The 9,403-nt window shown below is 62.9% G+C and carries 11 protein-coding genes; 9 read left to right on the forward strand and 2 right to left on the reverse strand.

What is annotated here, in order from left to right:
- The first annotated feature begins 4 nt into the window (after window positions 1–4).
- On the forward strand, window positions 5–1,267 hold the full coding sequence (gene mshA / locus HMPREF2617_RS03565; RefSeq protein WP_070421503.1) for a D-inositol-3-phosphate glycosyltransferase: 1,263 nt from the start codon (window positions 5–7) through the stop codon (window positions 1,265–1,267).
- On the opposite strand, the gene HMPREF2617_RS03570 is transcribed toward mshA, so the two are convergent.
- Complete coding sequence (locus HMPREF2617_RS03570) at window positions 1,264–2,364, reverse strand: chymotrypsin family serine protease (RefSeq protein WP_070772233.1); 1,101 nt, start codon at window positions 2,362–2,364, stop codon at window positions 1,264–1,266. The two genes, mshA and HMPREF2617_RS03570, sit on opposite strands and share 4 nt — an antisense overlap.
- A gap of 40 nt (window positions 2,365–2,404) precedes the next feature.
- Here HMPREF2617_RS03570 and HMPREF2617_RS03575 point away from each other — a divergent pair, with 40 nt between their 5' ends.
- Genes HMPREF2617_RS03575 through HMPREF2617_RS03585 form a run of 3 tightly spaced genes read left to right on the forward strand, consistent with a single transcriptional unit; the run spans window position 2,405 to window position 5,032 of the window.
- Window positions 2,405–3,151 (forward strand): phosphoglyceromutase, encoded by a 747-nt coding sequence (locus HMPREF2617_RS03575; protein WP_070421582.1) that lies wholly within the window; start codon window positions 2,405–2,407, stop codon window positions 3,149–3,151.
- A 10-nt stretch (window positions 3,152–3,161) separates the two neighbouring features.
- Window positions 3,162–4,346 (forward strand): sensor histidine kinase, encoded by a 1,185-nt coding sequence (locus HMPREF2617_RS03580; protein ID WP_070453176.1) that lies wholly within the window; start codon window positions 3,162–3,164, stop codon window positions 4,344–4,346.
- Complete coding sequence (locus HMPREF2617_RS03585) at window positions 4,343–5,032, forward strand: response regulator transcription factor (RefSeq protein WP_070421500.1); 690 nt, start codon at window positions 4,343–4,345, stop codon at window positions 5,030–5,032. Before HMPREF2617_RS03580 ends, HMPREF2617_RS03585 begins: the two co-directional genes overlap by 4 nt.
- Here HMPREF2617_RS03585 and HMPREF2617_RS03590 read toward each other — a convergent pair.
- A complete protein-coding gene (locus HMPREF2617_RS03590) occupies window positions 5,014–5,913 on the reverse strand; it encodes a DUF3109 family protein (RefSeq protein ID WP_070421499.1) in 900 nt (299 codons plus the stop codon). The genes HMPREF2617_RS03585 and HMPREF2617_RS03590 overlap by 19 nt on opposite strands.
- A gap of 33 nt (window positions 5,914–5,946) precedes the next feature.
- Here HMPREF2617_RS03590 and HMPREF2617_RS03595 point away from each other — a divergent pair, with 33 nt between their 5' ends.
- The 5 genes from HMPREF2617_RS03595 to HMPREF2617_RS11600 all read left to right on the forward strand — a co-directional run bounded on the left by HMPREF2617_RS03595 (window position 5,947) and on the right by HMPREF2617_RS11600 (window position 9,232).
- On the forward strand, window positions 5,947–6,900 hold the full coding sequence (locus HMPREF2617_RS03595; protein ID WP_070482908.1) for a Ppx/GppA family phosphatase: 954 nt from the start codon (window positions 5,947–5,949) through the stop codon (window positions 6,898–6,900).
- On the forward strand, window positions 6,901–7,722 hold the full coding sequence (locus HMPREF2617_RS03600; protein WP_070839963.1) for a hypothetical protein: 822 nt from the start codon (window positions 6,901–6,903) through the stop codon (window positions 7,720–7,722). It abuts the gene before it with no gap.
- Between the two features lie 11 nt (window positions 7,723–7,733).
- Complete coding sequence (gene proC / locus HMPREF2617_RS03605; protein ID WP_070421580.1) at window positions 7,734–8,546, forward strand: pyrroline-5-carboxylate reductase; 813 nt, start codon at window positions 7,734–7,736, stop codon at window positions 8,544–8,546.
- A gap of 181 nt (window positions 8,547–8,727) precedes the next feature.
- Window positions 8,728–8,919, forward strand: coding sequence for a helix-turn-helix domain-containing protein (locus tag HMPREF2617_RS03610; protein WP_070839966.1), 192 nt, complete (start codon window positions 8,728–8,730; stop codon window positions 8,917–8,919).
- Window positions 8,920–9,130: 211 nt separating this feature from the next.
- The gene (locus tag HMPREF2617_RS11600) at window positions 9,131–9,232 is read left to right on the forward strand and encodes a 30S ribosomal protein bS22 (protein WP_003855542.1); all 102 of its coding nucleotides are present in this window, start codon (window positions 9,131–9,133) and stop codon (window positions 9,230–9,232) included.
- Window positions 9,233–9,403: the final 171 nt, after the last annotated feature.

Here is a 9,403-nt window from a genome sequence, read left to right on the forward strand (position 1 = left end):
CCGCATGCGCGTCGCCATGATTTCAATGCACACCTCTCCGCTCGAGCAGCCGGGAATCGGTGATGCCGGTGGCATGAACGTCTACGTTCACAACATTGCGACCCAACTGGCCCGCCAGGGCACGCAGGTGGATGTGTTCACCCGTGCGACGCGGCCCAGCCAGGGCGAGATCGTCGAGGTCGAGCCAGGCTACCGGGTGATCAATATCGTCGCCGGGCCGTATGAGGGGCTGGAGAAAGAAGACCTGCCGACCCAACTCGCTGCGTTCGCCGGCGGGGTGGTGCAGTTCTGCCGAGCAGACGAGCGCTCTTACGGCCTGATCCATTCCCACTACTGGCTCTCCGGCCAGGTGGGGTGGTTGCTCGCCGACCTTGCTGGGGTGCCGCTGGTGCACACCGGGCATACGTGGGCGGCGGTGAAAAACGCCTACGGTGTGGGTGGCTCGGAGTCGGAGGCGCGCCGTATTTGTGAGCAGCAACTCGTGGACAACGCCGAAACGCTCGTGGTCAACACCGAGGATGAAACCAGCGAGCTTGCCCGCTTCTACGACGTGGACCCGTCGAAGATCTCCGTGGTCAGCCCTGGTGCGGACACGGAACTGTTCACCCCTGGCACGAACCGCAACACGGAACTTGCACGCCGCCACCTGGGCATTCCGTTGCACGCGAAGGTGGTTGCGTTCGTCGGCAGGCTGCAGGATTTCAAGGGCCCGCAGGTGTTGTTGCGTGCGATGGGGGAGGTCGTGCGCCGCGGCAGCGTCGAAGGTCCGTTGCGCGTGATCATCTGTGGTGGGGCGAGCGGGTCCGGTTCGTCGGTGGAGCACTACCGTGCGATCGCGGACGAGGAGGCGCTGGGTGCCACCGTGCGTTTCCTTGGCCCGCGTCCGCCTGAAGAACTCGTCAGCATCTACCAAGCAGCGGACGTCGTCGCGGTGCCGAGTTACAACGAAAGCTTCGGCCTGGTCGCCGTGGAAGCGCAGGCCACAGGTACGCCGGTGGTGGCGGCGAAGGTCGGCGGGCTCCCGATCGCGGTGTGTGACGGGGAGACCGGCCTGCTGGTGGGCAGTCACGACACCAACGAGTGGGCGGATGCACTGGAGCGGTTGCTTATCGACGACTCCACGCGCATCCACATGGGCGAATCCGCCGTCCGCCACGCGGCCCGGTTTAGCTGGGCGGCGTCGGCAGACCAGCTCGCGGGCGTCTATAAGCAAGCGCTCGACGGTTACGACCCCTGTGAGGCTCCCCGGATCCCCGGCGGCAACTAGCGGATGATCGCGTTCACGGCGGCGCTGATCTCACCTGCACGCTGGTTGGCTGCGGCACCCGCACGTCCGGCAAGCTCCTGCGCTGCGGCAACCGGGTCTGCTGCTTGGGGAAGACGCTGCGCCTCCCCGGCGAGGCGAGCAGCATCAGCCTGGGCACCGTTGACTGCGCCGGTGAGTTTGTGGAACTTCGACGGTGCCGGCGCGGGCTTGTTGGCGGCGGCTGGGTTGTGCTGGGCGATTTCGTCGCGAAGCGTCGCAAACTCCGCGCGCGGCGCCGGCTCAGCAGGAGTAAACGCCTGATTTACCTGACCGTCGGGGATGCCGTAGGCGGACTCGAGCGCACGATCGACCTGCTGGGAGTTGCCGAAGGGGCCGTATCCGATGACGGTCAACCCGATGGCCTCGCCCGTGCGCGGGTCGTAGTTGATGCCGCCGGAATCGCCCGAGGCGTAGTTCAACCCGACGTGCCAGATGAAGTTCTGGGTACGAAACACCTGGGTGCCGCATGAGCGGCCGGTGCGCATGCCGTCTTTGCAGATGGGCTGGCCAAAGTTGTCAAAGCTGATCAGCTCGTTGCCCAGGCTGCGGTAGTCCTTCACCCCGGTGATCGCCACGTTCCGGGAAGGTGCAGAACCCCACTGGTCGCGGGAGGTGGACCAGCCGGAGGCAGAAACGCCTGGGTCGAGGCGGACCATGGCCCAGTCGGGCTCGTCGATAATGCGGTAGAAGTCCATCAATTCGCCGTTGCCCAGCTCGAACTTCTTGCGCTGCGTATCAATGGTGCCCACGTGCGGGTAGCGCACCCCGCCACCACTTCGTACCGGCGCGTACACCTCCGGGCGCACCGTTTTATCGTCCACGTCGAAGCAGTGCGCGGCGGTGATCATGATCCGCTTCGTCTGCCCGTCAGGGGTGCGCACCACACCGGAAGGGCCCTGGCTGCAGCGCGAGGTGTTGGCAAAGGAATCAGAGCCCTGAAACAGTGTGGCCACGGGTGCGCCGGGGGCGGCAAGCGCAGGCGCTGCGGCAGCAGATGGGGCAGTGGTCAGTGCCGCGGCGACGGCAACCGCGGCGGCGTAGCGAAAAACCTTGAGCATGCCCACGACACTAAACCTCTTTCGTGGCATGCTTAAAGTCATGGGTAACGGAAAGTTGATTCTTGTACGTCACGGTCAAAGTGAGTGGAACAAGTCGAACCAGTTCACCGGCTGGGTGGACGTCGACCTGACAGAGCAGGGCGAGCGCGAAGCCGTCAACGCCGGCAAGCTCATGGTTGAAAAGGGTGTCCTGCCGGACATCGTGTTCACTTCGCTGCTGCGTCGCGCGATCCGCACCGCCAACATTGCGCTGAACGCAGCGGACCGCCACTGGATCCCGGTTGTGCGCAACTGGCGCCTCAACGAGCGCCACTACGGCAAGCTGCAGGGCCTGAACAAGGCGGAGATCCGCGACAAGTACGGCGATGAGCAGTTCATGGAGTGGCGTCGTTCCTACGACACTCCGCCACCGGCGATCGACATCGATAACGAGTACGCGCAGACCAACGACCCGCGCTACGCGTTCCTGCCGGAGGTGCCGCGCACCGAGTGCCTGCAGGACGTTGTGCGTCGCTTCCTGCCGTACTACGAGGAGGCAATCTTGCCGCAGCTGCTGCAGGGCAAGACTGTCATGGTCGCAGCGCACGGTAACTCCCTGCGTGCGCTGGTGAAGTACCTCGACGGCATTTCCGACGAGGACATTGCGGCGCTGAACATCCCGACCGGCATGCCGCTGCTGTACGAAATCGGCGAGCGCGGCAAGGTGCTCAACCCGGGCGGTACCTACCTCGACCCGGAGGCTGCCGCTGCAGGCGCTGCCGCTGTGGCTAACCAGGGCAAGAAGTAGCGCTTAGGCTGTGTCGCCAGTTCTTGCGTTTATTCTCGGCGCGCTCGTCGCCGTCCCCGCTGCCCATCTCGGGCGGCGGGCATTGCGTTGGTATGCCCGAAACAGTGCGGACGACCACGATGAAGACACTGGCGTGAGCACTGTCAGCGATATGTTGCACCTGGTGACACAGGGATCGCCCACCGGCATCGTCGTCGTTGGAAGAAATGGCAAGGTGCAACTGTCCAACGCGCGTGCCCACGATATGTCGCTTGTGCACGACGGCACCGTCAACCCCCGCGTATTCGATGTTGCGGAGCAGGTGATGGACGATGCGGAGCAACGTGTCATCGACATGGAGATGCCACAGCGCACCACCGGTAACCGCATCCGTAACGTGCGCGCGGTAGTTGCTCCGTTGACGCTGACGGATAACTCGTCGGTGATCATTTACGGCTCCGACGAGTCTGAGAATGTGCGGATGGAGCACGCGCGGCGTGATTTCGTCGCAAATGTCTCGCACGAGCTCAAAACCCCCGTCGGTGGCATGTCGCTGCTGGCGGAGGCGCTTCTGCAGGATCCGACTGACCCGGAGATGGTCGAATACTTCGGCGGGAAACTGCACAAGGAAGCGCACCGCATGGGGGAGATGATCACGGACCTGATTGCGCTGTCGAAGTTGCAAGGCGCGGAAGCGCTGCCCGACATGGCGCCAGTGCGTGTCGACGACATCATCGACGAAGCCGTCATCCGCAACCACGTCACCGCCGAAAACCGCAAGATTGAAATCAACCGTGGCGCCCCCACTGGGCTGTACGTGCTCGGCGACAAGTCGATGCTCACAGTGGCGGTGGCCAACCTGATATCCAACGCGATCAACTACTCGCCGGATGGGCAGCCGGTGAGCATCACGCAGAAAACGGTGCGCGACAAAGCGGTGCTGATCCGTGTCACGGACCGCGGCATCGGCATTGCGCCCGAGGACCAAAAACGCGTGTTTGAGCGGTTCTACCGGGTGGATAAGGCCCGTTCTCGCTCGACAGGTGGCACTGGCCTGGGACTGGCGATTGTCAAGCACGTGGTTGCCAACCATGGCGGTAACATAACCGTGTGGTCTAGGCCCGGCACCGGCTCAACGTTCACCATTGAGTTGCCGATCTTTGACCCGGAAACTGTTCACGCCTCTGCTGGCAGAAAGGAACTTGAGCAGCAGTGACGACCATCCTTATCGTCGAGGACGAAGAGAACTTATCGGACCCGCTCGCGTTTTTGCTGGGCAAGGAAGGGTTTGAGACCAAGATCGCGCCGGACGGTCCGACGGCGCTGCAGCTCTTCGACTCTGAAGACATCGATCTGGTTCTGCTGGATCTCATGCTGCCGGGGATGAGTGGCACGGAGGTGTGCCGAAAGCTGCGTGCGGAGTCGTCGGTGCCGATCATTATGGTCACGGCGCGTGACAGTGAGATCGATAAGGTTGTCGGCCTGGAGCTGGGGGCGGACGACTACGTGACCAAGCCGTACTCCACCCGCGAACTCGTCGCCCGCATCCGCGCGGTGCTGCGCCGCGGTCCGGAGGCGGAAAGTGTGGAGGAGGCCGACGACCAGCTGCTGAAGGGCGGCCGGGTGGTCATGGACATCGACCGTCACACGGTGCTCGTGGACGGCCAGCCGGTGCCTATGCCGCTCAAAGAGTTCGACCTGCTCGAGTACCTCATGCGCAACGCCGGCCGCGTGCTCACCCGCGGCCAGTTGATCGACCGCATCTGGGGCGCCGATTACGTGGGCGACACCAAGACCCTGGACGTGCACGTCAAGCGGTTGCGTTCCAAGATCGAGGCTGAGCCGAAGCGCCCCACCCAGCTGGTTACCGTGCGCGGCCTGGGTTACAAGTTCGAGGCCTGATCCGTCGCGGGGTGGGTGGCTTTCGCCTCCCGCGGCAGGTTCGCGCGAGCCTCGCAATGCTTTGCGACGATCGCATACGGGACCTCACCAATCAGCGCAATCAACTCGTCCTTCATGGACTGCCAAATCGGCTTGAGGCTGCCGTTGTTCGGGGTGTGGCACTGCGGTGAGGCGGTGCACCACCAGTCGAAGTCCTCGCCGCCGTCGCCCCATTGGCGGCGGTCGTACTCACCGATGGTGGTGCGCAGGATCTCGTGGCCGTCGCTACGCTCTTGCCATTCATCCTCGCGGGAAAACGGCACCTGCCAGCACACTTCCGGCTTAGTGCCAACGATGTTGTGGCCTTCCGCCATCGCCCACTGGTGCAGCGCACAGCCCGCACCGGTCGGGTGGCCGGGGCGGTTAGCAAAGATGCAAGCGCCGTCGACCACCTTTGTCTTGATGTGCGGACCGTCGTCCTCTTCATCGCTGTCGTCCCACTCCAGCCACGGCTCGAGCCACGTGGGGTCGTCAGCCTTGAAGAACTCATCCGTGTCGGCCGGACGCAACTGCCAGTACTTCGCCGGCATCAACGCAACGGAGTTATATACGGTGTCGCGGTCTTCTTCGTCGGCAATGTATGCGCCGTGGATGCAGCAGCCGACCGCCTGGTTGGATTCGTCGATACCCAGGCACTGTGACGTGCCAAATCGGCACGACCAGGTGGACTCGAGCCAGGTCAGATCTAGCGAAAACGTGTGGTCAGGGTCCTCCGGGTGGACAAACTCAAACCATTCGCGCGGGAATTCCTGGGCCGTTTCCCTGCCTGCCGCAATGGAGCGACCTGCCGGGGAATCTGCCGGAAAGCCAAGAAAAACAGGATTCGGGGCTGGTTGATTCACACTTGCACACCGTAGACCCGTTACGCTGAGGTGGTGCGATTAGGTGTATTAGACGTCGGAAGCAACACCGTCCATCTTGTGGCGGTCGATGCATACGGTGGCGGACGCCCCACCCCGATGAGTGACTGGAAGCAGCCGCTGCGGCTTGTCGAGTTGCTGGATAAGAAAGGCAACATCGAACAAAAAGGCATCGACAAACTTGTCGACGCCTGCCAGGAAGCAGCCGACCTCTCCAACAATCTCAAGTGCCAAGAGGTCCTTGCCTTCGCCACCTCGGCAGTACGCTCCGCGACGAACTCCGAGGACGTGCTGAAGCAGGTGAAGAAGAAAACCGGCGTGGATCTGGAGATCCTCTCCGGCGAAGAGGAAGCACGCCTGACCTTCCTCGCCGCCCGCCGCTGGCACGGCTGGTCCGCCGGCCGCATCACCAACCTGGACATCGGCGGTGGCTCGCTCGAGATTTCCTCAGGCACCGAAGAAATGCCGGACCTGGCAGTGTCGCTGGACCTCGGCGCTGGCCGTCTGACCCACGAGTGGTTCGACACCGACCCGCCAGAGCGTAAGAAGATCAACATGCTGCGCGACTACATCGACGCGGAACTCGCCGGCCCCGCCGAAGAATTTAAAGCACTCGGCGAGGTAGGCCTGGCGGTGGGTACGTCGAAGACGTTCCGCTCCCTTGCCCGCCTTACCGGTGCAGCACCATCGTCGGCAGGTCCGTTCGTGCAGCGCACCCTCACCGCACCCGGTCTGCGCCAGCTCATCGCGTTCATTTCACGCATGACAGCAGCGGACCGTGCGGAGCTCGAAGGCATCAATGCGGACCGATCCCACCAGATCGTCGCCGGTGCCCTCGTTGCCGAGGCTGCAATGCGCGCACTAAATATTGATAAGTTGGAGATCTGCCCGTGGGCCTTGCGTGAAGGCGTGATTCTGAAACGCATCGACCAGGGCGGTTTGAATGCCGATAAAGGAGACGACGAGTAAATGGCCGACAAGCAGCTCACGGTAGCCGAGCTCCTCGCGCGCGCCGAGAAGGAAAACCCTTCGGCCACACGACGCCCCCGGCGCCGCCGCAGCCTCGAAGACGGTGGCGTTTCGGTCGCCGAGCTCACCGACTCCTTTAAGAAGGTCAACGTCAAGCCTGTCGAGGCGAAGCACTCGAGCGTGCCTATCGACGCCCCCGCCGAACCGGCAAAGACCCCCAAGCAGGAGAAGCCTGCGGAGAAGCCTGCCAAGCAGGAGAAGCCTGAAGAGGCAGTGGCCAAGGCGAAGCCGACTCAGGCTCCGCCTGCCGAGGACGACACCCACGTCATTCCGGTCGTGCGCGAAGGCGCTGCCAAGCCGGCAGGAAAGCCGGCAGAGAAGCCGGTAGAGAAGCCTGCGGAGAAGCCTGCAGCACAGGCCACGGCACCTGCGGCAGCTGCGGCTGCTGTGGCGGCTCCTCAGTCGGAGGAGAAGCCGGTAGAGGAGGTAGTCGTCGATAAGCAGGATGCGGAGCTCGACCTGTTCGAGAACGACCTGCCTGATGAGGACGTCCGCGACATCGAAGTCGAGGACGCCTCCATCAACCCGATTCTGATGGTGCTGCTCGTTGGCCTGGGCGTGCTGCTGGGTGTGCTTGGGTTCCTGGCATTCAAGTGGCTGTGGGCGCACGTCATCCCAGTTGTTGCGGTGCTGCTTGGCATCGTCGCAGTGGTCGGCGTGGTTTTCGGTGTGCGTGCGATGCGCACCGGACGTGATGGCCTGAACATGGCGCTTGCAGGTATCGCTGCAGCAGTTATGGCATTTGGGCCCGCGTTGATCTAAACATGGCAACCATGGCAAACATCGCAATTATTGGCGCCGGAAATATCGGCGAAGCGCTCCTGTCGGGTCTGATCCAGTCCGGTTACGACCCGGAGAAGATCACGGCGACGAATAGGTCGTCGCAACGCAGCGAAGTATTGCGTGAGCGCTACGGCGTGCGCACCACCAACGACAACCACGAAGCCGTACAGCACGCCGACGTCGTGTTCCTGTGCGTGAAACCCGCGGGCATCCTCGACGTCATCGCCGAAATTGGCGAAGGCTTTGGCGACGCCGACAACACCCCGGTCCTGGTCTCCATGGCAGCAGGTATCACGCTGGCAGCGATGGAAGAGGCAGTGGCGCTCGCAGGCGCCCCGATCGCGCGCGTTATGCCGAATACGCCCATGCTCGTCGGTAAGGGCGTGCTTGCGGTGACCTACGGGCGTTTCGTTGACGACGAGCAGCGGCAGACCGTCGATGAACTGCTCGCCGCCGCCGGCGAGGTTGTCACCGTCACCGAACCGCAGATCGACGCAGTGACCGCAGTGTCCGGCTCCGGCCCTGCGTACTTCTTCCTTGTCACCGAAGCGATGGTGGACGCGGGCGTGTCCCTCGGCCTGCCGCGCGACCTTGCGGAGCGTCTGGCTAAGGCCACCGCGGCCGGTGCAGGCGCGATGCTGGAAGGCGAGGATGGGCCCGTGCAGTTGCGTGCCAACGTTTCGTCCCCGGCAGGCACAACCGCGCGTGCAATCCGCGAGTTGGAGGAGTCCGGTCTGCGTGGTGCGTTCTACCGCGCGATGGAGGCCTGTGCGCGCCGGTCGAAGGAACTTGGCGAGGAATAACCCCGGTAGTCACACCCGTCACAACTGATGCTGTGTGTTCACTACCTGCACTCTGAAAAAATTCTCTCCCTTAAGTCGCACTCAACCCATGTTTCACGTTAGGGTGGTTGGAGCACGTGCGTGTTCGTCCTGCGGGAGGGGAAGCCTGCAGCGCGTTTGCGTGCCGAGAGGTAAGAATTAAGTGGTTAATGAAGATAAAGCAAAGTTCCTGACGGTCGCCGAAGTCGCGGAGATTATGCGCGTCTCCAAGATGACCGTCTACCGCCTCGTTCACTCCGGCGAACTGCCTGCCGTCCGCGTAGGCCGTTCGTTCCGTGTCAACGAAAACGCGGTGAACGAATACCTGGAGTCCTCCGTCTACGACGTGGGGTAAAACCACTCCAGACCCCTACGAAACGCCCGTTCCCACCTGATTTCAGTGGGGGAACGGGCGTTTTCGGTTTTTGGCTGCTGGTCTGCACGCCTGTATGCTTGGCGTGTTCAGGTTGGCCACAACCTGTGGGAGTGTGCACCTCCCACTGTTCCGCGCAAGCGGTCGTGCCGACCACGTACGTACGAAGCAACGTTAGAAAAGAGGAAGCCTTATGGGTTCAGTTATTAAGAAGCGCCGCAAGCGTATGTCGAAGAAGAAGCACCGCAAGATGCTCCGCCGCACTCGTGTGCAGCGTCGTAAGCTCGGCAAGTAAGCCAAGCGCCGCCCGCCTCCGTTTTTGTGGAGGCGGGCTTTTTGTTTGCCTTCCGTGGAGCGGATGGTGGGGTGTGGGTGTGTCCCTATATATATGGCGTCGGATTGGGGTTGGGGCGGATGGTGGGGTGGTGTTCTCCTGGTCTGTGGGCTGATCGTCTAGCTGGGCTTG

It is taken from the genome of Corynebacterium sp. HMSC070H05 (assembly GCF_001837615.1).
Lineage (GTDB): Bacteria > Actinomycetota > Actinomycetes > Mycobacteriales > Mycobacteriaceae > Corynebacterium > Corynebacterium coyleae.